Raw genomic sequence first — 25,785 nt, 5'->3', positions numbered from 1 at the left:
AACCCGCCCAGGAAGCCATGGAAAACGTCAAAGCCACCGCCACCGACGCCGCCCAACACGTCAAAACCGAAGGCCAAACGGCCGCCGCCGACGTCAAAGACCGCGCCACCGACGCCAAAGACCACGTCCAAAACACCTGAACCAGGCGCGGCACCGCTAGGCACCGGATCTGTTTGACAGGCCGGCTCCGCCACCCGCGGGGCCGGCCCGTCCGCTTCAGCCCCTTTGATTGAGAGGACACCCATGGCCACTCACGACTCATCGGAGACCAGCACCGCCAAGGCCGGCCAGGCTCCGGATCCCAACGACGAAAGGAAGCCGGGCAGCCCCCGGGACCTGGATAAGCCGTCGTGGAAATACATCACCAGGAAGACGTTCCGCGAGTTCAGCAAGGACCAATGCCCGGACCTGGCGGCCGGCCTGACGTATTACGCCGTGCTGTCCCTGTTCCCTGCGCTGCTGGCACTGGTGTCGCTGCTCGGGCTGTTCGGGGATCCGCAGAAGACCACCACTGCCCTGCTGGAAATTGTGCGCGGCTTTGCCCCGGCGGGGACTGTCAACACCATCAGCGGCCCGGTATCGGAGCTGACGAGCGCCCCGGCTGCCGGGTTCACCCTGGTGGTCGGCCTTGTCACCGCGCTTTGGTCGGCATCCGGGTATGTGGGCGGTTTTGGCCGGGCGATGAACCGGATTTATGAGGTGGACGAGGGACGTCCCTTCGTGAAGCTGCGGGGCACCATGCTCGCCGTGACGCTGCTGGCCGTGGTGATCGTGGCACTCCTCGCGGGCATGCTGGTCCTCAGCGGCCCCATCTCCGAAGCGGTGGGCGGCCTGATCGGGCTCAGCGGCGCGTTCCTCGCGGTATGGAACATCGCCAAGTGGCCGGTCATGGTCATCCTCATCGTCGCCATCATCGCGGTGCTCTACTACGCCACGCCCAACGTCAAGCAGCCGAAATTCCGCTGGATGAGCATGGGTTCGGCCATCGCCCTGGTGGTCTTCCTGGTCGCGTCCCTGGCTTTCGGCTTCTACGTCGGGAACTTCGGGAACTACAACAAGACCTACGGCGCGCTGGGCAGCGTGATCATCATGCTGCTGTGGCTCTGGATCCTGAACATGTCGCTGCTGTTCGGCGCCGAGTTCGACGCCGAGGTGGAGCGCGGCCGTGAGCTCCAGGCCGGCATCGAGGCGGAAGAGACCATCCAGCTGCCTCCGCGGGACACCAAGAAGAGCGAAAAGATGCAGCAGCAGATCGAGGACGACATCAAGCACGGACGTGAACTCCGCGAAAAGTACGCCGCGGAGGACGGCGGCAAGGATGGGCAGCACTCCGGGGACGCCGTCAGGGAAAGCCACCGCGACCGGGTGCGCGACAAGGTCCAGCACCGGGCCGGCAATCCAGGGTCCGACGACGGCACCCGGCCGGGCGGCCGGACCTAGCCCGGCGGGGGTACGGTCCATCCCTGCGGGGGTACGGTCCATCCCTGCGGGGGTACTAGGCAGGACCTCCAACTTGGAGGAAAATTGAAGTGGAGGTCCTGTCAGGGTTTCCCGGGCTGTGGGGAGTCCGGGGCGATGCGGGGCCGGCGGTGAGATGGCCTCTTCTGAGACCGAGGCCAGTCCCCCCAGTCGCCGTCGGCCCCCTCAACTTCAATGCCGCGAATGTGGCGGGACAGCGGCCGGTAAAGGCAGCGCGCACCTAACTTGGAGAAGGTGTTCGGTACTGCCATAATCTCTTGCATAACCCCTGCCGGGTCCCCCGGGAGCTGGCAGGGCCGCTGAAGCAGATACGGCGGCATCACGGTCGACCCTTAATGAGCGGACATGCCTGCTACCCATTTTGAAGAATTTCTTGCCGAAGCAGTTGTCCCGGACAAGGAGCCCGGCCTGGGCTTGGGACGCGATGAACTTTACGGCCTGTACACCAGTTGGTGCCTCCTCCAGAAGGCCGAACTCCAGGCTCCTGCAGCCCTTTGGGATGCACTGAAGGAACACGGAATCGATCCCGACAGCAACAACCTCTCCATGACCGGACCTGCGGCGGCTGACTACATCGTGGCCAGCGCTCCGGACCTGGTGTAACGGGGCAGGCCCACCAAGACTTAGTCGAAGGGTGCTGCCGGCGCAGCGAGTCTGGCCGGCGGCACCCTTTGTCATGCCCGGGTTGTTCGTGCCCGTTTTTGGCGTGGCGCGCGGCCTACTGCTGGGCCAGCGCCAGGAGATAGGCGGCGAACCCCCGCGGTGCCCTCCCCACGGTCCTGCCCGATGTCAGGACGCGGACGCTGTCCGTGGCAACAATTCCGGCTCCGCTGCTCCGCAGCCTGTCCACGAGGATCCGGTCTTCGCCGGACGCGGCCCCTGGAAAACCGCCCGCCGCCAGGTAGGACGAGCCACGCACCCCCAGGTTGGCGCCGTGGACGTAGGGGTGGTTTTCGGCCAAAAGGTGCCGGGCATGCCAGCGGGCGGCCAGCGTGTGGTGGATCTCGCCGCCGTCGGGTTCCACCGAGCCGAGTACGACGTCGGCGCCCCTCGCTGCCAGCTCCAGCTGCCGCACCAGCCAGTTCCCGGGCACAAGCGAGTCGGCGTCGGTATTGGCCAGCCAGGTCCGCGACGCCGGAACACCCAGGGCGGGCCAGAGGGCTTCCGCGCCGGCCCGGCGGCTCATCCCCACGTTGCGGAAGTCCACCGCCAGGGTGGCGAACCGGGGGTCGGTGGCGGCAAAGTCGGTGGCCAGGGCCCAGGAAGCATCGGTGCAGCTGTCCAGCACCACCATGACGCGGACGCCGACCCCGGGCAACCGGGACGCCACCTCATCGGCCGCAGCCCGGACGCCTGCCAGCGCACGCCCAAGGTGCTGCTCCTCGTTGTGCGCCGGGATCACCACCGCCACTCGCTCGATAGCTGCGGAGTCCGGGTGTCCGCCGGGGTCAGCCAGGCTCACGGCGCTCCCCGGCCGGAGACGGCGCAACCAGTATTTCCAGGACGAAGTCACGCTCCTGGTACAGCCCCGCGCCCTGCCAGCCGAGCCGCTGCCGGGCGAGGGCATGCACGGCGTCGCCGTCGAGTTCCCAGCCGTCGATGGGGTGGCGCCAGTGGCACAACACCAGGGTCCCGCCCGGTTCGAGGGATTCCTCGAGCCGGTCCCACAGCACGGCCAGTTCATCCGGTGCCAGGTAGTAGCCCACCTCGGAGACCACCGCCAGGTCAAACCTCCCGTCGGGCCAGGAGCCCGGAACCACGCGCTGCTGGACGGTGGCGCCCGGATATCCCTGCAGGCGCTCGGACGCCCGCCGGACTGCGGCGCCGCTGGCATCCACGGCGAGCAGGGTCCGGCACCGGGACGCCAGGTCGGCGGTGAGCGTGCCGATCGAACATCCCACTTCCAGCCCGCTCCTGTAGGACTCTGCCGGCAGGGCTGCCAGGGTCAGGGCGCGCTTGCGCCGCTCGTACCAGCTCGTTGTGTAGTTCCAGGGGTCCTCGGCTCCGGCGTGGACAGTGTCAAAGATCTGTTCGGCGTCGCCGCTGCGGTGCGGCGTGGCGCCGGGGTCCTGCGCCGGGGTCCAGGCGAAGACCTCGAAGGCGCGCGCAAAGTGCGACAGGAAGTCCCCGTGCAAGAGCGCTTCATCGCCGGCGGCCGGGGACAGCGGCAGGGTTTGGGTGACGTGCGAGAGCATGGCCGCGGCTTTCGCTTCGCGGGCCTCGCCGGTCAGGTGGAAACGGATCCAGTGCCCCCAGTCCGCCCGGTCCGGTGTGGCCCAGTGCCAGTACCAGATGGGGTACTCCAGCAAACCGTGCCCGTCCCGGTGGGCCACCTCTGCGGCCGCCGCGCCCAGGGCATCATGGTCCGCATGGCCGTCTGCCCGGTACGGCGCCACCAGCACGATCCGCCGGCCGTCGCGGGAGAGGCGTTGGGCAGCCTCGCGCGCCGCAGCGCCGATCATGTCGGCGTGCGCTGCCAGCCCGCGGTCCGGCAGGCCGAGGAAGCGCCACCTGTCCTGCATGCCCAGGGCGGACAGGCCGGCTCCGAACTCCGCCAGGCGGATGTCGGCAAGCTCGTCCGGGGTGGTGCTGGGCGATTCCGGATGCGATCCCTCCCCGGCGGTGCACAGCAGGACTTCCACGCCGGCGCCGAGGGCAGTGAGTGAGGCGATGAGTCCGCCGGCTCCGAGGGTTTCATCATCCGGGTGGGCGGCCAGGACCACGAATCCCAGGGCGCCCAGTTCGCCCGGCCCGAGCGGCAGCTCAGGCAGCGTCTGCAGTCCGCTCCCGGCCCAGGCGGCCTCGGCGGTTCCCTGGTCCGTGTGGGAGAACGTCACCACTGGCATTCACCCGCCAGGACGAGGTTCCCAAGGTGTGCATCGTCCCGGTGGCCGTGATGCTGGCGGACGTACAAAGCCAAGTCCGCCATCCGCTTGGCATACGGTTCGTCGAAGGCCAGCGGGCCGGGGCCGCGGTTGGTGCCAACCAGGTGCAGGACGCGTTCGACGGCGGCCGCAACAGTTCCCCGCACGCGCTGGGCTTCGCTCCAGCTGCTTGGGCGCGGGCCGGCTTCCAGGGTGCCGCCGTCAAGGCGCGACGCCGTCCGTGCCAGGTACTGCAGTGACGCGGTAATGGTCCGGTCCGCCTCGCCGAGCGCGGCAAGTGCCAGCTGGTCGGGTTGGCGTCCGGCATCGGCGGCGGCCCGCAGGCCTTGCCGGAAGTCCCGGGCCACGCCCACGGCGCCGCCCAGCCAGCAGGCAGCAACCCCGATGCCTCCCCACGCGAAGCCGGGCCGGCTGTGGTACCAGCCAGTACCGCCGACGGGCACCGCCGGAACCTGGTCGAAGTGGACGGTTCCGCTGGGTATTTCCCGCAGCCCGCGGGCCACCCACGCCGGATCCCCGCAAACTACTCCGTCGTGGCGGAGATCGACGGCGAAAGCCGCCCGGCCGCCGTCGTCCGTGTGGGCGGTGACCACCGCGCTGTCCAGCTGCCGCGCCAGGGAGCACCAGGGCTTCGAACCGCTAAGGAGCACCCCGGACGCCGTTGCCTTGGCCTCCAGCCGCAGGCCGGGTCCTTCCGCAGCGAACACGCCCCAGGTTCCCCCGGGAGCCGGTACCCCGGCCTGTGCCAGGATGGCAGGTGCAGTTCGATGAGGTCCGTGAGGACCTTTTGGAGATTGCCGGCAAGGGTGGGTGATGCCTTCATGATGTCCTCCATCGCTGCTGGGTCAGGCCGGGCGAACCGGCCACTGGTCCTAAGCATACTTATCTCTTGGCATGCGGGGGCCGAAGGACGGCTACGTGATGCGGGCCAGCGCGAATCCATCCCACCCCTTGGAACCCACCGTCTGGATCACCGTGGCGTCCAGCCGCGGGTGGCTGCCGAGGAGCGTGAGGGCTTCGATGATGCCCGGGGCGTTGACCGGGTCCATGCCCGGATCAAGGACGGCCCCCTCCCAGACGGCGTTGTCCAGGACCACGGCGGCACCGGGCCTTCCCAGCCGGACGGCCCAGTCGAGGTAACGGCTGTCGTTCTGCTTGTCCGCGTCGATGAAGATGAAGTCGAAGGGTTTGCGTTCCTCCTCCGCAAGCGCGGCAAGGGTATCCAGCGCCGGCCCCAGCCGGATCTCCACCTTCTGGCCCAGCCCGGCGGCGTCGATGTTGGCCCAGGCCACCTCTGCGTGCTGGGGGAGGTACTCGCATGTGACGATGGTCCCGTCGGGGGGAAGGCCCCGGCCCATCCAGATGGTGCTGTACCCGGCGAGTGTTCCGATTTCCAGGATCCGGCGGGCACCGGAGAGCTGGACCAGGAGTTTGAGCAGTTTGCCGGCGTTGGGGGCCACCTCGATGGCCGGCATCCCGGCGTCGGCGGCGGACGTGACGGCACGCTGCAGGGCCAGGTCCGGATGAACCACAGTTGCGGACAGGAACTCTTCAGCGGCTATCCATTCCGGCCGGGGTTTGTGCTCGAACATGGGCACAGTTTGGCACGGGGCGTCCTGCCGGTCCAGATGCTTTCGGCGGCGCCACGGGCTCAGGAATCCTGCGCGAGCGCACCTTCCAGGCGGTCCACCTTGGCCGTCAGTTCGCCGGTGTATCCGGGGCGGATATCGGCCTTGATCACCAGGGAGACCCGGCTGCCGAACTGTCCCACGGCCTCGGTGGCGCGTTTGACGACGTCGAACACCTCCTCCCATTCCCCTTCAATGGTGGTGAACATCGAATCCGTCTGGTTGGGCAGTCCGGATTCGCGGACGATCTTCACGGCGGCAGCGACGGCGTCGTGCACGGAGGCGTCGTTGGGGCGGGAGCCGCCGGCGGGCACACCTGACGGGGCAACAGAGAATGCAAGCAACATGCACCCAGTGTGCCACGCAGGCCGGCGCTGCCGGGGGCTGCCACCGCCGGCTGCGGCCGTCACATAAGGGCCTACCCTCCGGTAACCGTGAACGCCACAGGCTCCGTTGCTACCCTTTTGGGCATGAGCCTCGCAGTCGCCCGCAAGCCCCTCCGTGCAGACGCAGCGCGGAACGTGGACAAGATCATCACGGCGGCGCGCCAGTGTTTCCGGGACTTCGGCCCCGAAGTGCCCCTGCAGACCATCGCCGTGACGGCGGGTGTTGGCCCGGCCACCCTCTTCCGGAATTTCGCGGACAAGGAAGAACTCGTCCTCGCGGCCCTCAACCGGCAGCTGCGGCTCACCGTCGACCCCGTGATGGACGGCGCGCTGGCGGACATCGACGCCGCCTCCGGCCTGCTGCGCGTGCTCGAGGCGCTGATGGCTGCCGCCAGCGAGGACGCCAACCTGTTGTGCGCCGTGGCCGGCCGGCGCGAGCTGCTCACCGGAATTACGGGTTCACTCATGGATTCAATCAGCGTCCTGCTGGTCCGCGGCCAGGGCCAGGGCAGCCTCCGGACGGACATTTCGATGACCGACATGTTCCGGCTGCTCGCCATGCTGATCGGCGTGGTGGACACGATGGAACCGGGATCCGACGCGTGGCGCCGCCCGCTTGCATTGGTAGAGGACTCCATCCGGACCGTCCGGCCCGCGCGCCCCCTTCCCCCTCATGTCCCCGTTCCCGCCGCCACTGCACTTGGGGCGGGCCTCCTGGGGCCGCGGGCCTGAAAGTCCGCATCTGGGCGGGGGACCATTGTCGGCTGCCCGGCAGGTGCAATAGACTCAGGGAGGGTTACGCAGACAGCCTCGGTTCTCTCGTTCGAGATGGAGCGACCCCATGAAGAATTCCGTGCGTTTCCGCCTGACACTGGTCACGCTGCCATGAACGGCTCGAAGCTCTCCCACTACCTCACCGACCCCCGTGGTCCGGAGGAAGTGCTGCCCACCCTGAGCCCGGAGGAGCTTGCCGAACTCCTGGACGCCCTGTACCAGAACCTGGATACTCCCGAGCCCGAGTTCGGCGCCGAGGTATGGTACGAGATGGGTGTGGAAGAAAGCAGCCGCCGCGGGCGGGTCGACGCCGACGGCGCCGCACACGGTGTAGCGTAGCCACCTGGCACCGCGCCGTCAGGCTCTCCCCCGCGCCGTCAGTCCTTCTCCCCGCTGTCAGTCCACTCCCCTGAGTCGTCTTTGTTGGCGTCCCCGTCAGCGGCGTCGGTCCGGGCTGCCCCGTCGTGGTGGCCCGGTTGCGGCCGGTGCTCCCCCTCGTGCGCGGCCTTCTGATGCCCGTGGAACTCGTTGGGGACGTGCTCCTTGGCCTCCATCAGGTGCTGCTGGAGCTTTTCTTCGGCGTCCCTGCGGCGCCGGGCGGTGTCCCGCAGTTCCCTGGTGGCCTCGGAGCCGCTGGGATCAAGGTAGGCAGGCCGGGTCCGCCCGGTCTGCTCCGCTGCGGGTACGTCCGTGCCACGTTTTTCACTGCTCTGTTCTTCGGCGTCCGCGGCTCCGCGGCCGCCTTCCGGCGCGGTTGGGCGTGCTTGTTCGCTCATCTACGATTCCTCCTCGGTGGCTGCCGTTGGTGTGCGCTTGCCTCTCTTCCAGTGCACCACATCCGCCGGCGCTCCCCCTGCGGCGGCCTTGCCCCGGCGAGTCAGTCGCGGTCGGCGTCCCGCCTCTTCCTGATCTCCCCGTTCACCAGGGCCTGAAGCGATGGAACGGGCGACGACGGGTCCAGGTCGAGTGCGTGCCGGAGCCGCAGGGACAATAGGTCCAGGTCGTCCGCCGGAACGTCCGAAAGGCGGGCAAAGTGCGTGAAGAAACGCTTGGCAGGCAGCCCAGCCCGGCGTCGGATGCCTTTACGGCGTGGCCGGCCGGCCCGTTCGCCTGCCGTATGCAGCTTGTTTTCCATGGTTGCCGTTCTGAAGGGGTCCTCGGCCAGCTGCATAGCCGATCTCATAGTACAACCGGCGGAGCACTCCGGTAGTGTCCTGGCTCACCCTTTGCGCCACCCATTTTGCGGCGGCCACGGCGCGTCAGTTCCAGCGGCCCGTCAGTTCCAGCCCAGGAGCCTCAGCAGCGCCGCGGTGCCGGCCCCGGCGACAACGACTACCAGGAACGGCGCCCGCAGTGCCAGCGCCACGGCGGCCGCCGCCAGGGCGCCCAGCCGGGCATCGGCCGCCAGCGCCTGGCCCGAGGCCACGGCGTTGACCACGGTCAGCGATGCCAGCAACCCGATCGTCATGGTGCCGGCAACCCGGGATGTACGGGGATCTTCGAGGAACCTGGCGGGGACGAAGTAGCCCACCAGCTTCCATGCGTAAGCCAGGAGGCAGGCGAGGAGGAGCCAGATCCACAAACTCATGTGTCTGCTCCGCGGGCGTCTCCCTGCTGCCGCCGGGGGCCCGGGTTTTCGGCCCCCAGGCGCCGGTGGTGGTGTTCGGCGTACGGCTCGATGTCGGGTTCCAGCCCTTCGTCGCGGCGTCCGTGGCTGAACCAGCCTGCCAGGGCGGCCACCACGGCGGCCACCAGGATGGGCACGCCTGCCGGCACGAACGGAACGGCAACCACGGTGGCTACGGCGCAAACCATTGCGATCGCAACCGGTTCCCGTCCTTTGAGCCGTGGCCACAGCAGCGCCAGGAAAGCTGCCACGGCGGCGCCGTCAAGACCCCACTGTTTGGGGTCACCCAAGCCGCTTCCCGCGAGGGCCCCGACCGCCGTGAAAACGTTCCAGAGGACGTAGATGCCGATGCCGGCGGTCCAGAACCCGCGGCGCTGCTCGGCGGGGTCCTCCTGGCCCGTGCTGGTGGCGGTGGACTCGTCAATGGTCAGCTGCGCACCAACGTAACGCCGCCAGCCGGCCGGCCGCAGCAGCGCGTTGAGTTGCATGCCGTAGATGCCGTTGCGCATGCCCAGCAAGGTGGCGGCGCTCATGGCGGCGATGCCCGAACCGCCCCCGCCCACGACGCCGATGAATGCGAACTGCGAGCCGCCGCTGAACAGGAGCAGGCTCAAGGCCATGGTCTGCCAGATGCTCAGGCCCGACGTTACCGACAGCGCGCCGAAGGACACCCCGTACAGTCCGGTAGCGATGCTGATGGAGATCCCCACCCGGACCGCCGGTGAAGCCAGCAGCTTCACGGCCGGACCATTCGACGCCGCCCGGGCAGTCCCGGCTTCCGCAGGCTCCAGGCCCACAGGACGAGCGGCGCCTGCAGGGGAAGCCGCGCGGTGTGGATCTTCCGCTGCCGGGGCGTGCCGTCGGGACCGTAGGCCCGGCGGAGGGCGTCCAGGTGCCCTGCCAGGAAGACGGTGAACATCCCGGCGAGTGCCGTGGCTGCCATCTTCCGGGTTGGCGGGAGGAGGATTCCGACGGCGGCAGCCAGTTCGAGCAGGCCGGTGACGGCGATCCATTCCTCGCGGGAGAGGACGGCCAGGGGGTGCCGGCCGCCGCCGGGCTGGGGGACGCTGGCCCGGGGGCGGCTGGCCCGGGGGACGCTGGCCGCGGCGGAGTCCTCGCGGCAAAGGTAGCCGGGCACCACGTCACGGTAGAACATCGGGTCACGGAAGTGCTTGTTGGCGCTGGCCAGCAGGAGGGCTCCCATGGCTGCGGCGGACAGGCTTTGTACGGCAGGTCCGGACCGGGGATAAGGCATGGAACCACTCAACCACAGCCACTGCGCGGCGCCCTACACCAGCGCCCGTTCAGGTCCAGGCGAGGCGCGAGCTTCCGTAGGGCGGCGGTGCAGAGGCGTAGTCCAGGGTCCGGCCGGACACGAGCAGTGGCGGCGGAACGTAGCGGAGCTGCCCGTAGGAGCTTTCGATGGTCCGGTAGCCGGGCGCAGGAAGCTTCGCGGGAGCCGCTGTGTTGGGTGCGGGGATATCCGGTGCCAGGGAGAAGAGTTCCTCGGCGGTGCGTGCAAGCGACAGGCGTGCCGCCCCTCCCCTGCCTGTTTGCCGTCGTTCAGCCAGCAGGAGCACCGCTGCCGCCGCCACGCCGTACCCTGTGGCGTGGTCCAACGCCTGGACCGGCAGGGCACCCGGGCGCCAGCCGCCGTCGTCATCCTCCGTGCCATAGAGGTGGGCGATTCCACTGGCTGCCTGGACGATGCTGTCGAAACCGCGCAGGCCGCTCCACGGGCCCGCCCATCCCCAGCTGTCGAGGGTGACCACCACCAGCCGCGGGTGCGTAGCGGGCAGTTCCAAGGGGTTGAGCCCGAAGCGGTCCAGGGCCGCCGGCCGGTAGCCGGTGACCACGACGTCGGCGTCCGCCAGCAGCTCCCGGAGGCGATTCCGGTTCGCGGGAGATCCGAGGTCGGCCTCCGCGCTGCGTTTGCCGAAGGCCGTGTCCACGAACTGGTCCACGATTTCGGGCAGCGCCGGCGGGTCGATCCGCAGTACGTCGGCACCCAGCGCCGCCAGCAGCCGGGTGGCTACCGGTCCCGCGATAACGCGTGTCAGGTCGAGGACCCGCAAGCCCTCCAAAGGCAGGTCCGGGCTGCCGCCGGCCCCCGCTGCGCCCTCCGCTGCATGCCCTGCTGCGGCTTCGGCTTCAGCGGCTGCGGCTGCTGGGGCGGCTGCGGCTGCGAAGTCCCGCAGTCCCCATCCCGGTGTCCCGCCGCCGTCGCGGGCTACCCAGGGGCCGGCGGCCGCAGCCTTGCCCATGTCCGAGGAGAGCCACTCGCTGCGGGTCCTGACAGCTGCGGCGATCCCGCCTTCGCCCTGGATGGCGGCTTCGGCTTCCAGGGACGTCATCGTCCCAAGGGCCGCCTCCGCCCCTGCCGGGGTGGTGGCGCCGAGGGCGCGGAGCAGCCGCTTCTCGTGGTGGGGATAATTGGCGTGCAGCCTGATCCAGCCGTCGCCGGTGCGGCGGAAGCCCGACAGGGGCGCGAAGCCTTGCGGGGCGCGCCCGCCGATCCGCAGGTGGCCAAAGGAGTCGAAAGCGGCGGCCATCAGGGCCGGCGTCGTACTGAACCGGCCCGGCGAGCCGGTGTACAGGTTCAGGGCCCCGGCGGCGGCTCCCACGGACTCCAACCCCAGCCCTTCGACGTCCAGTGGGCCGCCCCACCACCGGCGCGGGGACGCTGCATCGGCGGCGCGCATCCGGAGGCTACTTCCCGTGGGGTGCTGCCAGCCGGAGCAGGTCCAGGACCCGTCCGGGCACGTTGGTGGTGATCTCCTGGATGCCCAGGTCCCGGCACAGGTCCACGTCCGCCTCGGCGTCCACGGTCCATACCCGGAAGCGGCGGCCGGATTCCAGCCAGCGCCGGACGGTGTGCGGGCGTTCCCGCACGTAGTCGATGCCCGGCCCGGCCATTCCCACCAAGCCGTCATCAAGGATCTGCTCGCCCTCCAGCTGTGCGGCCTTCATCAGGTTGGCGATCGCACCACCGGTAATCGGCCCCACGCCCAGGCCGCCGCGGATCTCATGGATGGTGATGTCGTCCACGAGCTGGCAGATGTACCGGGGAGGGACGGACTGGAGCAGGTGCCGGACGGAGTCCGGGCTGAAGCTCATGAAGGTGACGGCCACGTTGTCCAGCGTGGAGCTTTCGGCGTCCCAGCCCTCGCTCCGGAGCACCTCAAGCACCCGGTCTTCGAGTTTGAGCTGGTAGGGGCTGGGGTGCTTGAGTTCGATCGCGAGCCGCACCGGCCGGCCCGCCCCGCGCAGGATGTCCAGCAGTTCGGGCAGGGTGAGGAACTGTTCGGACCGCGCCCCGTATTCCTCCGGGATGCGCACGCCCTTCCAGGAGGAAAAGTCCAGCTGGCGCAGTTCATGCAAGGTCCGGTCGGCCACCGGCCCGGTCCCGTCCGAGGTCCGGTCCAGGTTGGCGTCATGGAGCAGGACCACGTGCTGGTCACGGGTCAGGTGGACGTCGCACTCCACGCCGTCCGCGCCGTCCGCCAGCGCCTGCAGGTAGGCCGCGCGGGTGTGTTCGGCGAAGGCGCCGCTTGCGCCGCGGTGGGCGAAAACCAGCGGCCGCCGCGGCACTGACTCGTCAGTTGTCATGGACACACGGTAGCCGACCGGGCCCCGCCGCCGGGGCTAGGCTTGGCACATGCAGGTGAACTCTGAGGCAACAACTGAGCCAACGACGCAGGAGCCACACACCCGGCCCGCACCGTCCGCCGCGCGGGGCAGCAAGGCGAGGGCCGCCGTCGTACGCCAGCCCCTTGGCGCCGGAGACGCCGAAAAGGCGGCAGCGCTGCGGAAAATGAAGCTCGTGGCGCTGGGCCTGCTGGTCGCCATGGCCGTGATTTTTGTCGTTGCCTTCGCACTGCAGAAGGACTATCCGTGGCTGCAGTACGTGCGCGCGGCGGCCGAAGGCGGCATGGTGGGCGCGCTGGCCGACTGGTTCGCTGTGACCGCATTGTTCAAATACCCCATGGGCATCAAGATCCCGCACACCGCCATCATCCCGCGCCGCAAGGACCAGATCGGCGCCTCGCTGGGCGAATTCGTGGAAACCAACTTCCTCTCCGAGCAGGTGGTGCAGGACAAGCTGGCCAGCGTCAACATCGCACGCCGGGCCGGACTTTGGCTGGCCGGGCCCGGCGGTGCGGAGCGCGTCGCCAAGGAGGGTGCCGCCGTCATCCGCGGCGCCTTCACGGTGCTCAACGACGACGACGTCCAGGCGGTCATCGAGGGAATGGTCCGCAAGCACCTGCTCACCCCGCCGTGGGGGCCGCCAGTGGGCAGGCTGGCGGAGCGGATCTTCCACGACGGGCACCACCACACGTTGGTGGACCTGCTGGTGGACCGGGCGGCCGACTGGGTGGACGACAACCACCAGACCGTCACGCGCCTCGTGTCGGACCGCTCCCCCACCTGGGTTCCGCAGTTCGTGGACGGGCTGGTGGGGGACAAGGTCTACATCGAGATCCTCAAATTCGTCCGCGCCGTGCAGGCCGATCCCAACCACCAGGTGCGCCAATCGATCGACAAGTACCTCAATGACCTGGCCCGCGACCTGCAGCACGATCCGGCCATGATTGCCCGCGCGGAAGTCATCAAGGCGCAGGTGCTGGGTGATCCCGAGGTGCGCGAGCTGGCCTCCCGGACGTGGGGGACGGTGAAGAACGCGCTGCTCGGCGCGGTGGACGACCCCCACAGCGAACTCACCATCAAGTTCAAGGCGGCGGTGCGCGACTTCGGCTCGCGGCTGGTGGACGACCCCGAACTGGCCGGGAAGGTCAACTCCTGGATCGCCGACGCCGCCGGGTACCTCGTGCGGACCTACCGCTCGGACATCGCGGGGGTCATCACGGACACCGTGGCGCGATGGGATGCCGAGGAAACCTCGCAAAAGATCGAACTCCAGGTGGGCAAGGACCTGCAGTTCATCCGCATCAACGGCACCGTGGTGGGGTCCCTGGCCGGGCTCGCGATCTTCACGGTGGCGCAGCTGATTTTCGGGTGATCTTTGCGGTTTTCGACGCGGATAGTTGTTGACGACGCGCAGGTTCCTTGTCGCTCCGCGTATTTGGGGTGGGGTAAGGAGCCTGCGCAGCGGAATTGCGCACGACGGCGGCAGCCGGCTTGGCCTGTCGAGGCACCTTTGGGCTGAGGTTGTGATGGCGGTCAGCGCCCGCCGGCTTGAATGTCAGTGGTCCGTTGGATGATGTTCGTATGGGAATCAGCGGCGGTTCAGTGAGCGGTGCAGGGGCGGCGATGGAGGGTGTTCGTGCCTCTGTTGCTGCCCTTGATGCGCTGTTCCTGGAGGAAGCTGCGCTTGCTTCCGCTGATAGTGCTGGTGCTGATGCTGGTTCTGCCTCTGGTGCTTCTGGTCACGGTGCTGGGGTGGATGTGCTGCAGCGGCAGTACGAAATCCGGCTGGAACGGCTGGCCGGGTACTCGAAGCTGGAGGCCATGATTGCCGCCGCGAAAGCACAGGACGCTGCCGAATCCATCCGCATCCAGCAGGCCATGACCCCACCGGACGCGTCCGTGCCGGAACGCACCTACGCCGGAATGTCCGCGGTCGAGGAGATCGCCGGGGTCCTCACCATCACCTCCGCGGCCGCGGGTGCTTTCGTCCACCAGGCGCAGCAGGTCTGTTCGCTGCCGCCGGTCATGGACGCTTTGGCTGCCGGGGCGGTGTCGTGGCAGCACGCAAAAGTCATCGTCGATGAAACCGAAGGCCTCAGCCCCGCCGGGGCGGCGTCCCTGGTGGCGCACTTCTTCGACCCCGCCGCCCCCAACCCCGCCCGCGGCGCGGCGCCGGGTGAGCTGGTGCCGTCACGGTTCCGGGCCAAGGCCCGTGGGTGGCGGGAACGGCACCACCCCGAATCCATCGAGGAACGCCACACCAAAAGCGCCGCGGACCGGCGGATGGAATACCGCCCGGACAAAGACGGCATGGCCTGGATCTCACTCCACCTCCCCGGGGTCACCGCCTCGGCGATCTGGAACCGCACCACCGCCATCGCCCGCGGCCTCCAAGGCCCCGACGAGCCCCGCACCCTCACCCAGCTCCGCCCCGACATCGCCGCCAGCCTGCTGCTCAGCGCCGGAACCACCAGCGCCGGAACCACCAGCTCCGGAACCACCAGCGCTGGCGGCACCGGCTCCGGCGAGGGCAGTTCCCCGCACCCAGGAACCACGGCCCCTGGCCAGGTCCCCATCCCAAAGGCTGATGTCCTGGTGATGGTTCCGGTGTTCTCCGCCCTCGGCGTCACCGACGAACCCGCCATCCTCGACGGCCACGGACCGATCCCCGCCTCCATGGCCCGCAAACTCCTCGCCGACGGCGCCGATTCGTTCTACCGGGTCCTCGTCGACCCCCGCGACGGGGCACCCCTGGAGATCGGGCGGAAGAGCTACCGGCTCCCGGAGACGATCAAACGCTGGATCAGGATGCGGGACAGCAAGTGCACCTTCCCCGGCTGCAGCAACCGCACCGCCGACAACGACACAGACCACCTTCAGGCCTGGCAACACGACGGCACCACCGGCGTTTCCAACCTGGGACAACTCTGCCCGAAACACCACCGCCTCAAGCACAGCACCGGCTGGACCCCCACCCCCGCCACCATCAACGAACCACCCGGCTGGACCTCACCCACCGGCCGCCACTACCCAGCCGAACAACACGACCCCGAACCACCCCACTGGCCTTATTGGATGATGTTCGCCGCCGGCCCGGGTGAAGATGCCAGCCCCGGGGACGTCCCGCAGTGGGAGCCGGACGACGACACCCTCATCGACTCCGGCGACTTGTCACCCGACGACCCGCTCTGGGCGGAATTCTTCACAAAGCCATTTGCCTTGTTGACGTGTTAGCTCTGGAACTGCAGACGCGCTAGGCGAAGGACTCCAGCTCCACGCCCGCAGCTTCCAGTCCCGCGCGCACGCGGGCGGCCATCTCGACGGCGGCAGGAGTACCGCCTGACAAATACAGGGAGTCAGGCCGGACCTGCAGCACAGTCCCGTCAGCGGCCACCACTTCGCCTTTGGTGGCAAGGCGCACGGCCCGCTCAACCACGGCATCGGCGTCGGTCAGCAGCGCGCCGTCCTCCGTCCGCGGAACCAGGCTGCCGTCGGCGCGGTAGGCGCGGCCCGGGAAGGCCTCGACGAACACCGGGTGCCCGGCGTCCCTGGCCTGCTTCAGCAACTCCGAGCCGGGGAAGCCAAGAATGGGCAGGCCCGGGTCGTAGGCGCCCACCGCAGCCACCACGGCGGAGGCCTGGTCGGCGTCGTGCAGGAGGCTGTCGTACAAGGCGCCGTGGGGCCTGACGTAGTCCACGGAGGCGCCGACGGCGTGGGCAACCCCGTCGAGCGCGCCCAGTTGGTACAGCACATCGCCGAACAACTCATCGAAGCTGACGTCCATGGCGCGGAGCCCAAAGCCGGCCAGGTCGGGGTACCCCAGGTGCGCGCCCACGGTGACGTCCAGTTCGTAGGCCGCCCGGCAGCTGTCCAGCATCGTGACCGGATCTCCTGCGTGGAAGCCGCAGGCCACGTTGGCGCTGGTGACCAGCGGAAACATGACGGCGTCGCCGCCCATGGTCCAGGAACCGAATGCTTGGCCAAGGTCAGCGTTGAGATCCACGTGAAGTGCCTTCCAGCGTCAGGGTGTCAGCGCCGGATTGTCCGTCGCCGCGGCCGCTGTAAGCTCGCCGGGAATCGTGTCCGGCATTGGTCCAAACGCCTCCCGGGCGTTCGCTGCCACTGCGCGGCCCATCACGAGGTTACCTGCTCCGCCCACCACGGCGCCGATGCCGAAGGGCAGGGCGCGGCCGAACAGCGCAGTGCCCTGCCGTTTGAGGAGGTTCTTCAGGAAGGCGTGCTGGATCCTCTTGCGCACGCTGCCGAATCCCGGGAGCGAGGACTTGGTCAGCATGTTTCCCCAGACGTCCGTGGGCCTGGCCCCGCCTGCCGCCTGCCCGCTGAGCGTTCCCAGCAGTGCAGTCCCTTCCTCGCCCAACATGATGGCCATGACCATGGTGCCGGCCTTCTCGGGGTTGGTGAGGCGGATGCCGTGCAGTTCGGCCAGGGAGGTGGCGTAGAGCGCCGTTGCTTCCAGGAAGCCGACCGTTGCGGCCGCGGAAAGCCCCAGCGATGCCACGGTTCCCACCCCGGGGACGACGGCGGTCGCGCCCACCAGGGCGCCTCCGCCGGCGACGGCGCGCAGATAGTCCCGCTCGGCGAAGTCGGCCAGCTGCGCCGCGGTGGCCCGCGGGTGCTTCTTCTGCAGCCTCCGGATGTAGGCAACCACGAGGGGCCGCTGGATCTGCACCGCCTTCAGGAGCATGTTGTGGACGCCGGGCTTGGGTTTGCCGTCGGCATCAAACATCGCGCTGTGGGCGGTTTCCTGTGCGATTCGTACTGCGGGATTGCTGCGCCTGGCCATGGTCACCTTCATTCAAATCGACCTGCAGCGGGGTGGCTGCCGTGCCTTTCCATCCTAAGTGGAGAAACACTAAGCATGCTGAACTTTCGGGTCCGCAGCTGCGGGCGGCGGGTTGCGGCGGCAGGACGCGGTACCCGAACCTCCGCGCCTGTGCTGCAACCCGCCGTCGGGCATTACCGTCCGGCCTCTACTTCCTTGCGGTCGCCTGAACCTCGCGCTCCGCCGCGCTGGAGTCCTGGCCGGTGCGACCGGCAGCAGCCTCGTCAGCCCGGAGCTCAGCCCGGAAGACCTCGTAGCGGGCCAGGTGGGCGGGCCGGCGGCGCAGGACAGCCCAGGCCACGCCGAGGATCAGGAACCAGGCCGGCGTCACCAGGAGGGCCACCAAAGTATCCGGCTGCGTGGTCAGGGTCCACAGGACGAAGGCGAAGAAGGCGAACACAGCCCAGACTGCGGGAATGCCGCCGGGCATCTTGAAGGCCGACGCAGCGTGGAGCTGCGGGCGGCGCCGGCGGAAGGAAATGTAGCTGGCGAGGATGATCGACCAGACAAAAATGAAGCAGACGGCGGAGACGGTGGTCACCATGTCGAAGGCCTTGCCGACGTCCTGGCCCGCGTACATGAGGACGACGCCGGAGAGCAGCAGCACGCAGGAAAGGAACAGCGCGTTGCGGGGCACCTTCCTCGTGGACAGGCGGCTGAAGATGCTGGGCGCGTCGCCCTCCTGGGCGAGGCCGAAGACCATGCGGGAGGTGGAGTAGATGCCCGAGTTGGCCGAGGACATCGCCGAGGTGAGGACCACCAGGTTGACCACCGTGGCGGCCGCGCCCAGCCCGGCGAGGGAGAACATGCCGATGAACGGGCTGTGGCCGGCGGCGAACTGGGTCCACGGGGTGACGGCCATGAGGACGACCAGGGCGCCGACGTAGAACAGCAGCACGCGGACGGGGATGGCGTTGATGGCCCGGGGCAGGGTCCGCTCCGGGTTCTTGGCCTCGGCGGCGGTGGTGCCCACCAGCTCAATGCCGACGAAGGCGAACACGGCGATCTGGAAGCCGGCCACGAAGCCCATGAACCCGTTCGGGAAGAATCCGCCGTGGCTCCAAAGATTGGTGAAGCTGGCGGTGCCGGCATCGCTCTGGAAGCCGGTGAAGATCATGAAGAGGCCAACGATGATCAGCGCGGCGATGGCAACGATCTTGATGAGGGCGAACCAGAACTCGGTCTCGCCGAAGGCCTTCACCGTGGCGAGGTTCAGCACGAGCAGGATGGCCACGGTGGCGAGCCCCGGGATCCAGAGCGGCAGGCTGGGCCAGAGCTCCCGCGAGTAGCCGGCGATGGCAATGACGTCGGCAATGCCGGTGATCACCCAGCAGAACCAGTAGGTCCAGCCGGTGAAGAAGCCGGCCCACGGGCCCAGGAGGTCGGCGGCAAAGTCACTGAACGACTTGTAGTTCAGGTTGCTCAGCAGCAGCTCGCCCATGGCCCGCATGACGAAGAACAGCATGAAGCCGATGATCATGTACACGAAGATCACGGACGGGCCGGCGGCGGAGATGGTCTTGCCGGAGCCCATGAACAGGCCGGTGCCGATGGCACCGCCGATGGCGATGAGCTGGATGTGCCGGTTGGTGAGCTGCCGCTCAAGGTGCGGAGGTTCGCTGCGGGCCGCGCTGCCCGCGGCAGAGTTGCGCGCTGGTGCGCCGTTGGACGGTTGACCGTTGCCCGGTTCGCCGTTGGACGGTTCGCCGTTGGATGTCGGGGGATGAATCGCCATAAGGAACTCCATCGATAAAGCGGCATTTTTGGTACCGCAAAAGTTGGGTTCCTCCCCGCTCTGTAATGGACCTGAGAGTTTCCGCAGCTTTGGGCTGCTTGCACCGCCGGTGAGCCAGGAAGGGGCCTGGCTGCTTTCCAGAGTTGCCTGTCCGCGGCGGTACGTGGGCCTGAGAGTTTCCTGGGGAGGGTTTGCTCCTACGGCGCCTGCTAAATGTACCTGGCAGGGCTCTCCCGCCGCAGGTCAGAGGCTTTTCAATTGGTGGTAGTGGTCAGCGGCCGCACCCTTCCGGGGCAACGCTGGCCCGGGCTGCTCCGAATAGGCTGAGCCAGCCGGGCACGGTGCTGATCACCGGACCAAGTGTGGTGCGCGTCACGATCGAATGTCAAACCCCGCCTCCCGCCGACGGCCCGCCGCGGGCGTTCGCCGGCCACTTGGCGCCCCGATTTGTTTTCGCTTCAACAAACCTGTACCGTGTGAGCCGAATCACCCACAGTTGAATAGCCTTTCGAGCTGTGACGGGAGAGTCCTCCCGGCATCCACCGGGCAGGCGCCGTAGGAGCAAATCCTCCCCAGGAATCTCTCAGGCCCACGTACCGTCACGGCGAGGCAACTCTGGAAAGCAACCGGGCTTCGCCCCGGTTCACCGACGGTGCAAGCGCACCCTGGCAGCAGGGCACGCGGAATCTCTCAGGTCCAATACAGAGCGGGGAGGAACCCACCCCACGCCGTGCCACTCCGGCCGGCCAGACCTGGAGTTCCTCATGACGATTCAATCCGTTTCAACATCATTCGTTGACCGCCATATCGGCGCGCGCCGCCAGGCCGACATCGACACCATGCTCAAGGCCGTGGGCTACGACAGCGTTGACGGGCTCGTTGACGTGGCGGTCCCGGCATCCATCCGGCAGGAGACCGCCCTTCGCCTGCAGGACGCGCTGAGCGAGGTCGAGGTCCTCGCGGAGCTGCGCCGGTTGGCTGCCAGGAACAAGACCGCGGTCCAGATGATCGGCCAGGGCTACTACGACACAGTGACCCCGCCGGTGATCCGCCGCAACATCCTGGAAGCCCCGGCCTGGTACACCGCCTACACCCCGTACCAGCCCGAGATCTCACAGGGCCGGCTTGAGGCCCTGCTGAACTTCCAGACCATGGTCCAGGACCTGACCGCCCTCCCAGTCGCCAACGCCTCGCTCCTCGATGAAGCCACCGCCGTTGCCGAAGCAGTGCTGCTGATGCGCCGGGCCAACAAGAATAAAGACGCCAGGGACGGCAAGACCGTACTCGACGCCGACTGCCTCCCCCAGACCGTCGCGATCGTGCAGGGCCGCGCCGAAGCCCTGGGCTTTGAAGTCCAGGTCGCAGATCTCTCCCAGGGCCTGCCCGAGGGCCCCATCAACGGCATCGTCCTGCAGCAGCCCGGCGTCTCCGGCCGGGTATGGGACCAGGCCCCCGTCATTGCCGAAGCCAAGGACCGCGGCGCCCTCGTTACCGTGGCCGCGGACCTGCTGGCCCTCACCCTGATCACCCCTCCGGGCGAGCAAGGGGCGGACATCGCCGTCGGCTCCACCCAGCGTTTTGGCGTGCCGTTGTTCTTTGGGGGACCGCACGCCGCCTACATGGCCGTCCAGAAGGGGATGGAACGCACCCTCCCGGGCCGGCTTGTCGGCGTCTCCAAGGACAACGCCGGCGTCCCCGCCTACCGGCTGGCGCTGCAGACCCGCGAGCAGCACATCCGCCGTGAAAAGGCCACCTCCAACATCTGCACCGCCCAGGCGCTGCTGGCCATCGTGTCCTCCTTTTACGCCGTTTACCACGGCCCCGACGGTCTGAAAGCCATCGCCGAAACCGTCCACCACAAGGCAAGGGTCCTGGCCACCGCCCTCACGGCCATGGGCCGGGAACTTGCCACGGACTCGTTCTTCGACACCCTCACTGTGCGGGTGCCGGGCAAGGCCGCCAAGGTCATCAACGCTGCGGAAGCGCGCGGCATCAACCTGCGCTTCATCGACCAGGACACTGTGGGCGTCTCTATTGATGAGACGACGACGGCGGCCACGCTCTCCGCCGTCGCCGTCGCCTTTGGTGCCGGTCCGGTAGGCGACGCCCAGGGCTTCGAACTGCCCGGAACCGTGCTCCGCACCTCGAGCTACCTGCAGCACCCGGTGTTCAACACGCACCGGTCCGAAACGCAGCTGCTGCGCTATATCCGCAAGCTGTCGGACCGGGACCTGGCGCTGGACCGGACCATGATCCCGCTGGGCTCGTGCACCATGAAGCTGAACGCCACCGCCGAGATGGAGGCCATCTCCTGGCCGGAGTTCGCCTCGATCCACCCCTTCGCGCCGGACTCCCAGACGGCCGGGTGGCGTGAGCTGATTTCCGGGCTGGAAGCGGACCTGGCCGAGATCACCGGGTATGACCAGGTGTCCATCCAGCCCAACGCCGGGTCCCAGGGCGAACTCGCCGGGCTGCTGGCGATCCGCGGCTACCACCATTCCCGCGGCGAGCAGCAGCGCAACGTCTGCCTGATTCCTGCCTCGGCCCACGGCACGAACGCCGCCTCCGCGGTGCTGGCCGGCATGAAGGTCGTGGTGGTCGCCACCGCGGCGGACGGCACGATCGACCACGACGACCTCGAAGCCAAGATCGAGGCCAACAGGGACGTGCTGTCCTGCATCATGATCACTTACCCCTCCACCCACGGCGTCTACGACGGCGACGTCCGCGAGGTCTGCGACGCCGTCCATGCCGCCGGTGGCCAGGTGTACGTGGACGGGGCGAACCTGAACGCCCTCGTCGGCCTGGCGCAGCCGGGCAAGTTCGGCGGCGACGTGTCCCACCTGAACCTGCACAAGACCTTCTGCATCCCGCACGGCGGCGGCGGACCGGGCGTCGGCCCGGTCGCGGCCAAGGCGCACCTGGCACCCTTCATGCCCGGCGACGCCGCCAAGGCCGCCCATGAGGAGGGACACGGCGTAGCCATTTCAGCGTCCCGTTTCGGTTCGGCGGGTGTGCTGCCCATCTCCTGGGCCTATGTGAAGCTGATGGGCGGCGAGGGCCTGACCGAGGCCACCAAGTCCGCGCTGCTGGCGGCCAACTATGTCGCCTCCCGGCTGAACGAGTTCTACCCGGTCCTCTACACCGGTGAGGGCGGGCTGGTGGCGCACGAGTGCATCCTGGACCTGCGCGCCCTGACCGCGAAGACCGGTGTCACGGCCGAGGACGTGGCCAAGCGCCTGATCGACTTCGGCTTCCACGCCCCCACCCTGGCGTTCCCCGTTGCAGGGACCTTGATGGTGGAGCCCACCGAGTCCGAGGACCTGGCCGAGATCGACCGCTTCATCGACGCAATGATCACCATCCACGCCGAGATCGAGCAGGTGGCCGCCGGAGACTTCTCCCTGGAGGCATCCCCGGTGCGCAACGCACCCCACACGGCGGCCGCCGTCGTCAGCTCCGACTGGGACCGCGCCTACTCCCGCGAGCAGGCCGTCTTCCCCGTCGCGTCGCTGCGGCAGGACAAGTACTTCCCGCCCGTGGGACGCATCGACGGCGCCGCCGGCGACCGCAACCTGGTCTGCTCCTGCCCGCCGCTTTCCGAGTTCGAGAACTAAAAGGATCCCCATGACTGAGAACTACACTGCCCTCTACGAGCAGCATAAAAAGGCCGGCGCCTCCTTCACCGACTTCGGTGGCTGGCAGATGCCCCTGAAGTACAGCTCAGAGCTGGCCGAACACCACGCCGTGCGCAACGCCGCAGGCCTGTTCGACCTCTCCCACATGGGCGAAGTCTGGGTCACCGGCCCCGACGCCGGCGCCTTCCTGGACTACGCGCTGGCCGGCAAGCTGTCCGCCATCGCCGTGGGCAAGGCCAAGTACTCGCTGATCTGCGACACCGACGGCGGCATCATCGATGACCTGATCACCTACCGGCGGGCGGACGACACGTTCCTCGTGGTCCCCAACGCCGGCAACGCGAAGGTGGTGGCCCGGAAACTCCTGGAGCGCGCCGCGAACTTCGACGTCACCGTGCAGGACGCGTCTGCCGAGACGTCCCTGATCGCAGTCCAGGGGCCGGCCGCCGAGGCAATCCTGCTGCAGCTGGTTCCCGCCGGCCAGCACGCCCTGGTCACGGGACTGAAGTACTACGCCGCCGTGGAGGTGGGCATCAGCTTCGGCGGAGCCCTCCGGAACCTGCTCGTGGCCCGCACCGGCTACACCGGCGAGGACGGCTTCGAGATCTACGTCGGCAACCTCGAGGCACCCGCGTTGTGGGAAGCACTGCTCGCTGCCGGTGAAGGCTCCGGCCTGGTTCCCGCAGGCCTCGCCTCCCGCGACTCGCTCCGCCTTGAAGCCGGGATGCCGCTCTACGGCAATGAGCTGTCCCGCCAGGGCAACCCCTACGCCGCCGGGTTGGGCCCCGTTGTCGCACTGTCCAAGGAAGGCGACTTCGTGGGCAAGGCGGCCTTGGCCGACCTCAAGGCCGCCGGCGTCGGAGCCACCGTGGGCCAGAAGCTCGTTGGCCTCAAGGGAAACGGCCGCCGTGCCGCCCGCGCCCACTACGCGGTCCTCAAGGACGGCACGCTTGTCGGCGAGGTGACCTCGGGCCAGCCCTCCCCCAGCCTCGGCTACCCGGTGGCGATGGCCTACGTCGACGTCGAACACGCCACCCCCGGCACCGTCCTGGCTGTGGACCTGCGCGGCAAGCCCGAACGCTTCGAAGTCGTTTCGCTCCCGTTCTACAAGCGCCAAAAATAGACCCCCGGTTTTCATAAGCAAAGGAAGATAACCAATGAGCAAAGTCGTAGCTGAACTGAAGTACTCCGCCGAGCACGAGTGGGTTGCCGCCGATGGGTCCGGCCCCGCGGGCATCGGCATTTCCGCCGTCGCCGCCGACGCGCTGGGCGACATCGTCTACGTTGACCTGCCCGAGGTTGGCTCCACCGTGACGGCCGGCGAGACCTGCGGCGAGGTGGAATCCACCAAGTCGGTCTCCGACCTGTACGCACCTGTCACCGGTGAGGTCACCGAGATCAACGACGGCGTGGTCTCCGATCCGGCCCTGATCAACAGCGACCCCTACGGCGCCGGCTGGCTGTTCAAGGTGGCCGTCACCGAAGAAGGCCCGCTCATGTCCGCCGAGGAATACGCCGCAGCGAACGGCGGCGAACTGTGAGCGCCGCGGCCGCAGGCACCGGCACAGTAGCTGCCTTCGAGCAGGTCACCTCCCCCAGCCTGAACGCCGATTTGTCGGCACTGGACCCGGAAATCGCCGCGAAGATCGACGACGAGCTGGGCCGCCAGCGCGACGGCCTGGAAATGATCGCCTCCGAGAACCACACCGCCGCGGCCGTCATGCAGGCGCAGGGCTCCGTGCTGACCAACAAGTACGCCGAGGGCTACCCCGGAAAGCGGTACTACGGCGGCTGCGAGCACGTGGACGTCATCGAGCAGCTGGCCATCGACCGGGTCAAGGCCCTGTTCGGCGCCGGATACGCGAACGTGCAGCCGCACTCCGGCGCGCAGGCGAACGCCTCGGTGATGCACGCGCTGATCAAGCCGGGCGACACCATCATGGGCCTGAACCTGGCCCACGGCGGCCACCTGACCCACGGCATGCGGATCAACTTCTCCGGCAAGCTGTACAACGTGGTTCCGTACCAGGTGCGCGAGGACACCCACACCGTCGACATGGCCGAGGTGGAGCGCCTGGCGCAGGAGCACAAGCCACAGCTGATCGTGGCCGGCTGGTCCGCCTACGCCCGGCAGCTGGACTTCGCGGAGTTCCGCCGGATCGCCGACTCCGTGGGCGCCTACCTCATGGTGGACATGGCGCACTTCGCCGGCCTCGTGGCCGCGGGGCTGCATCCCTCCCCCGTCCCGCACGCCCATGTGACCACCTCCACCACGCACAAGACCCTCGCCGGTCCGCGCGGCGGCATCATCCTCTCCAACGACCCCGACGTTGCCAAGAAGATCAACTCCGCCGTCTTCCCCGGCCAGCAGGGCGGCCCGCTGGAGCACGTCATTGCCGGCAAGGCCGTGGCATTCAAGATCGCGGCGTCCGACGAGTTCCGCGAGCGGCAGGAACGCGTCCTCGCCGGCGCCCGGATCCTGGCCGAACGCCTGGTCCAGCCCGACGTCACCGCCAAGGGCATCTCCGTGGTCTCCGGCGGCACTGACGTGCACCTGGTCCTCGTGGACCTGCGCAACTGCGAACTCGACGGCCAGCAGGCCGAAGACCGGCTCGCAGCGATCGACATCACCGTCAACCGCAACGCCGTCCCCTTCGACCCGCGCCCGCCCATGGTCACCTCCGGCCTGCGCATCGGCACCCCCGCCCTGGCCACCCGCGGCTTCGGCGAGGAAGCGTTCCGCGAGGTGGCGGACATCATCGCCGAAGCATTGACGGCCGACGCCGGTGCAGACCTCTCCGGGCTGCGTCACCGCGTCGAAACCTTGGCCGCAGCCCACCCGCTCTACCCGGGCCTTTAATCACGCGCGAGATGGCAGTTCACAGCAATGATTCGGAAGAACATTACTGTGAACTGCCATCTCGGCACGTTACTTGTAGTGAGGAACTCTCATGGCCGTTGGCGTTTTTGATCTGTTTTCGATCGGGATTGGCCCCTCAAGCTCTCATACTGTGGGGCCGATGCGGGCTGGGGCTGTGTTTGCGGAGGAATTGAAGGCCTCGGGGAAGCTCGATGCCGTCGCCTCGCTGCGGGTGGATTTGTATGGGTCGCTTGCGGCGACGGGGCAGGGGCATGGGACGAT

General features: G+C 68.3%; 25 protein-coding genes, 1 pseudogene and 3 riboswitches. Of the genes and pseudogenes, 11 read left to right on the top strand and 15 right to left on the bottom strand.

What is annotated here, in order from left to right; all coding sequences use genetic code 11:
- The first annotated feature begins 243 nt into the window (after nt 1-243).
- Nucleotides 244-1,440, top strand: coding sequence for a YihY/virulence factor BrkB family protein (locus tag ACYSM9_RS20110; protein ID WP_461858715.1), 1,197 nt, complete (start codon nt 244-246; stop codon nt 1,438-1,440).
- A gap of 384 nt (nt 1,441-1,824) precedes the next feature.
- The gene (locus tag ACYSM9_RS20105) at nt 1,825-2,082 is read left to right on the top strand and encodes a hypothetical protein (protein WP_461858714.1); all 258 of its coding nucleotides are present in this window, start codon (nt 1,825-1,827) and stop codon (nt 2,080-2,082) included.
- A 115-nt stretch (nt 2,083-2,197) separates the two neighbouring features.
- Here ACYSM9_RS20105 and ACYSM9_RS20100 read toward each other — a convergent pair whose 3' ends face one another.
- From ACYSM9_RS20100 to ACYSM9_RS20080, 5 genes and pseudogenes are all read right to left on the bottom strand, one after another.
- Nucleotides 2,198-2,941, bottom strand: coding sequence for a glycosyltransferase family 2 protein (locus tag ACYSM9_RS20100; protein WP_461858713.1), 744 nt, complete (start codon nt 2,939-2,941; stop codon nt 2,198-2,200).
- Nucleotides 2,928-4,319: a PIG-L family deacetylase gene (locus tag ACYSM9_RS20095; RefSeq protein ID WP_461858716.1), complete on the bottom strand. Its 1,392-nt coding sequence runs from the start codon at nt 4,317-4,319 to the stop codon at nt 2,928-2,930. The genes ACYSM9_RS20100 and ACYSM9_RS20095 overlap by 14 nt, the downstream gene beginning before the upstream one ends.
- A pseudogene (locus tag ACYSM9_RS20090) lies at nt 4,313-5,137 on the bottom strand (hypothetical protein); the annotation flags it as partial. The gene ACYSM9_RS20095 and the pseudogene ACYSM9_RS20090, both read right to left, overlap by 7 nt.
- 141 nt (nt 5,138-5,278) lie before the next feature.
- Complete coding sequence (locus ACYSM9_RS20085; RefSeq protein WP_461858712.1) at nt 5,279-5,956, bottom strand: O-methyltransferase; 678 nt, start codon at nt 5,954-5,956, stop codon at nt 5,279-5,281.
- Nucleotides 5,957-6,015: 59 nt separating this feature from the next.
- Nucleotides 6,016-6,339, bottom strand: coding sequence for a thiamine-binding protein (locus ACYSM9_RS20080; RefSeq protein ID WP_461858711.1), 324 nt, complete (start codon nt 6,337-6,339; stop codon nt 6,016-6,018).
- 123 nt (nt 6,340-6,462) lie between these two features.
- Between ACYSM9_RS20080 and ACYSM9_RS20075 the strand changes: the two genes are divergently transcribed.
- Together ACYSM9_RS20075 and ACYSM9_RS20070 are read left to right on the top strand one after the other, a co-directional pair.
- Nucleotides 6,463-7,110, top strand: a complete 648-nt coding sequence (locus ACYSM9_RS20075; RefSeq protein ID WP_461858710.1) for a TetR/AcrR family transcriptional regulator — start codon at nt 6,463-6,465, stop codon at nt 7,108-7,110.
- 153 nt (nt 7,111-7,263) lie between these two features.
- Complete coding sequence (locus ACYSM9_RS20070; protein WP_461858709.1) at nt 7,264-7,491, top strand: hypothetical protein; 228 nt, start codon at nt 7,264-7,266, stop codon at nt 7,489-7,491.
- Between the two features lie 38 nt (nt 7,492-7,529).
- Here ACYSM9_RS20070 and ACYSM9_RS20065 read toward each other — a convergent pair whose 3' ends face one another.
- The 7 genes from ACYSM9_RS20065 to ACYSM9_RS20035 all read right to left on the bottom strand — a co-directional run bounded on the left by ACYSM9_RS20065 (nt 7,530) and on the right by ACYSM9_RS20035 (nt 12,388).
- On the bottom strand, nt 7,530-7,928 hold the full coding sequence (locus tag ACYSM9_RS20065) for a hypothetical protein (RefSeq protein WP_461858708.1): 399 nt from the start codon (nt 7,926-7,928) through the stop codon (nt 7,530-7,532).
- A gap of 101 nt (nt 7,929-8,029) precedes the next feature.
- Nucleotides 8,030-8,287 (bottom strand): hypothetical protein, encoded by a 258-nt coding sequence (locus ACYSM9_RS20060; protein ID WP_461858707.1) that lies wholly within the window; start codon nt 8,285-8,287, stop codon nt 8,030-8,032.
- Between the two features lie 141 nt (nt 8,288-8,428).
- On the bottom strand, nt 8,429-8,740 hold the full coding sequence (locus ACYSM9_RS20055) for an AzlD domain-containing protein (protein WP_461858706.1): 312 nt from the start codon (nt 8,738-8,740) through the stop codon (nt 8,429-8,431).
- Complete coding sequence (locus tag ACYSM9_RS20050) at nt 8,737-9,519, bottom strand: AzlC family ABC transporter permease (RefSeq protein ID WP_461858705.1); 783 nt, start codon at nt 9,517-9,519, stop codon at nt 8,737-8,739. Before ACYSM9_RS20050 ends, ACYSM9_RS20055 begins: the two co-directional genes overlap by 4 nt.
- Nucleotides 9,516-10,034, bottom strand: a complete 519-nt coding sequence (locus ACYSM9_RS20045; protein ID WP_461858704.1) for a DoxX family protein — start codon at nt 10,032-10,034, stop codon at nt 9,516-9,518. Before ACYSM9_RS20045 ends, ACYSM9_RS20050 begins: the two co-directional genes overlap by 4 nt.
- 49 nt (nt 10,035-10,083) lie before the next feature.
- Entirely contained in the window at nt 10,084-11,481 is a 1,398-nt protein-coding gene (locus ACYSM9_RS20040; RefSeq protein WP_461858703.1) for a CoA transferase, read from the bottom strand.
- A 7-nt stretch (nt 11,482-11,488) separates the two neighbouring features.
- Entirely contained in the window at nt 11,489-12,388 is a 900-nt protein-coding gene (locus ACYSM9_RS20035) for a glycerophosphodiester phosphodiesterase (RefSeq protein ID WP_461858702.1), read from the bottom strand.
- Nucleotides 12,389-12,437: 49 nt separating this feature from the next.
- Here ACYSM9_RS20035 and ACYSM9_RS20030 point away from each other — a divergent pair, with 49 nt between their 5' ends.
- Nucleotides 12,438-13,799 (top strand): DUF445 domain-containing protein, encoded by a 1,362-nt coding sequence (locus ACYSM9_RS20030; RefSeq protein ID WP_461858701.1) that lies wholly within the window; start codon nt 12,438-12,440, stop codon nt 13,797-13,799.
- Between the two features lie 386 nt (nt 13,800-14,185).
- A complete protein-coding gene (locus ACYSM9_RS20025) occupies nt 14,186-15,661 on the top strand; it encodes an HNH endonuclease signature motif containing protein (RefSeq protein WP_461858700.1) in 1,476 nt (491 codons plus the stop codon).
- Between the two features lie 19 nt (nt 15,662-15,680).
- On the opposite strand, the gene ACYSM9_RS20020 is transcribed toward ACYSM9_RS20025, so the two are convergent.
- The 3 genes from ACYSM9_RS20020 to cycA form a co-directional block, all read right to left on the bottom strand.
- Nucleotides 15,681-16,430 (bottom strand): LamB/YcsF family protein, encoded by a 750-nt coding sequence (locus tag ACYSM9_RS20020; protein ID WP_461858699.1) that lies wholly within the window; start codon nt 16,428-16,430, stop codon nt 15,681-15,683.
- 18 nt (nt 16,431-16,448) lie between these two features.
- On the bottom strand, nt 16,449-17,231 hold the full coding sequence (locus ACYSM9_RS20015; RefSeq protein ID WP_461858698.1) for a hypothetical protein: 783 nt from the start codon (nt 17,229-17,231) through the stop codon (nt 16,449-16,451).
- 187 nt (nt 17,232-17,418) lie between these two features.
- Nucleotides 17,419-19,005 (bottom strand): D-serine/D-alanine/glycine transporter, encoded by a 1,587-nt coding sequence (gene cycA, locus ACYSM9_RS20010; RefSeq protein ID WP_461858697.1) that lies wholly within the window; start codon nt 19,003-19,005, stop codon nt 17,419-17,421.
- Nucleotides 19,006-19,055: 50 nt separating this feature from the next.
- Nucleotides 19,056-19,152: riboswitch (glycine riboswitch) on the bottom strand.
- Nucleotides 19,153-19,251: riboswitch (glycine riboswitch) on the bottom strand.
- 263 nt (nt 19,252-19,514) lie between these two features.
- Nucleotides 19,515-19,614, top strand: a riboswitch (glycine riboswitch).
- A gap of 155 nt (nt 19,615-19,769) precedes the next feature.
- Here cycA and gcvP point away from each other — a divergent pair.
- The 5 genes from gcvP to ACYSM9_RS19985 all read left to right on the top strand — a co-directional run.
- The gene (gene gcvP, locus ACYSM9_RS20005; protein WP_461858696.1) at nt 19,770-22,622 is read left to right on the top strand and encodes an aminomethyl-transferring glycine dehydrogenase; all 2,853 of its coding nucleotides are present in this window, start codon (nt 19,770-19,772) and stop codon (nt 22,620-22,622) included.
- Nucleotides 22,623-22,632: 10 nt separating this feature from the next.
- Nucleotides 22,633-23,766 carry a glycine cleavage system aminomethyltransferase GcvT gene (gene gcvT / locus ACYSM9_RS20000; protein ID WP_461858695.1) on the top strand — a complete coding sequence of 378 codons (1,134 nt, stop codon included), beginning with the start codon at nt 22,633-22,635 and terminating at the stop codon, nt 23,764-23,766.
- A 34-nt stretch (nt 23,767-23,800) separates the two neighbouring features.
- Complete coding sequence (gcvH, locus tag ACYSM9_RS19995) at nt 23,801-24,184, top strand: glycine cleavage system protein GcvH (protein WP_461858694.1); 384 nt, start codon at nt 23,801-23,803, stop codon at nt 24,182-24,184.
- Entirely contained in the window at nt 24,181-25,503 is a 1,323-nt protein-coding gene (gene glyA, locus ACYSM9_RS19990) for a serine hydroxymethyltransferase (RefSeq protein WP_461858693.1), read from the top strand. Before gcvH ends, glyA begins: the two co-directional genes overlap by 4 nt.
- Before the next feature lie 91 nt (nt 25,504-25,594).
- Nucleotides 25,595-25,785, top strand: a 191-nt coding sequence (locus ACYSM9_RS19985) for a serine dehydratase beta chain (RefSeq protein ID WP_461858692.1), incomplete at its 3' end; no start/stop codon positions are given.

Source organism: Arthrobacter sp. C152 (genome assembly GCF_054890965.1).
Note: the sequence above shows the minus strand (reverse complement) of the source record. Positions and strands in the feature narration are given on the sequence as shown.

Excerpts from the sequence above, each read along its gene's own strand:
- ACYSM9_RS20110 (WP_461858715.1), top strand. The coding sequence starts at position 244 with ATGGCCACTCACGACTCATCGGAGACCAGCACCGCCAAGGCCGGCCAG.
- ACYSM9_RS20105 (WP_461858714.1), top strand. The coding sequence starts at position 1,825 with ATGCCTGCTACCCATTTTGAAGAATTTCTTGCCGAAGCAGTTGTCCCG.
- ACYSM9_RS20085 (WP_461858712.1), bottom strand. The coding sequence starts at position 5,956 with ATGTTCGAGCACAAACCCCGGCCGGAATGGATAGCCGCTGAAGAGTTC.
- ACYSM9_RS20080 (WP_461858711.1), bottom strand. The coding sequence starts at position 6,339 with ATGTTGCTTGCATTCTCTGTTGCCCCGTCAGGTGTGCCCGCCGGCGGC.
- ACYSM9_RS20075 (WP_461858710.1), top strand. The coding sequence starts at position 6,463 with ATGAGCCTCGCAGTCGCCCGCAAGCCCCTCCGTGCAGACGCAGCGCGG.
- ACYSM9_RS20070 (WP_461858709.1), top strand. The coding sequence starts at position 7,264 with ATGAACGGCTCGAAGCTCTCCCACTACCTCACCGACCCCCGTGGTCCG.
- ACYSM9_RS20065 (WP_461858708.1), bottom strand. The coding sequence starts at position 7,928 with ATGAGCGAACAAGCACGCCCAACCGCGCCGGAAGGCGGCCGCGGAGCC.
- ACYSM9_RS20060 (WP_461858707.1), bottom strand. The coding sequence starts at position 8,287 with ATGGAAAACAAGCTGCATACGGCAGGCGAACGGGCCGGCCGGCCACGC.
- ACYSM9_RS20055 (WP_461858706.1), bottom strand. The coding sequence starts at position 8,740 with ATGAGTTTGTGGATCTGGCTCCTCCTCGCCTGCCTCCTGGCTTACGCA.
- ACYSM9_RS20045 (WP_461858704.1), bottom strand. The coding sequence starts at position 10,034 with ATGCCTTATCCCCGGTCCGGACCTGCCGTACAAAGCCTGTCCGCCGCA.
- ACYSM9_RS20040 (WP_461858703.1), bottom strand. The coding sequence starts at position 11,481 with ATGCGCGCCGCCGATGCAGCGTCCCCGCGCCGGTGGTGGGGCGGCCCA.
- ACYSM9_RS20035 (WP_461858702.1), bottom strand. The coding sequence starts at position 12,388 with ATGACAACTGACGAGTCAGTGCCGCGGCGGCCGCTGGTTTTCGCCCAC.
- ACYSM9_RS20030 (WP_461858701.1), top strand. The coding sequence starts at position 12,438 with ATGCAGGTGAACTCTGAGGCAACAACTGAGCCAACGACGCAGGAGCCA.
- ACYSM9_RS20015 (WP_461858698.1), bottom strand. The coding sequence starts at position 17,231 with ATGGCCAGGCGCAGCAATCCCGCAGTACGAATCGCACAGGAAACCGCC.
- cycA (WP_461858697.1), bottom strand. The coding sequence starts at position 19,005 with ATGGCGATTCATCCCCCGACATCCAACGGCGAACCGTCCAACGGCGAA.
- gcvP (WP_461858696.1), top strand. The coding sequence starts at position 19,770 with ATGACGATTCAATCCGTTTCAACATCATTCGTTGACCGCCATATCGGC.
- gcvT (WP_461858695.1), top strand. The coding sequence starts at position 22,633 with ATGACTGAGAACTACACTGCCCTCTACGAGCAGCATAAAAAGGCCGGC.
- gcvH (WP_461858694.1), top strand. The coding sequence starts at position 23,801 with ATGAGCAAAGTCGTAGCTGAACTGAAGTACTCCGCCGAGCACGAGTGG.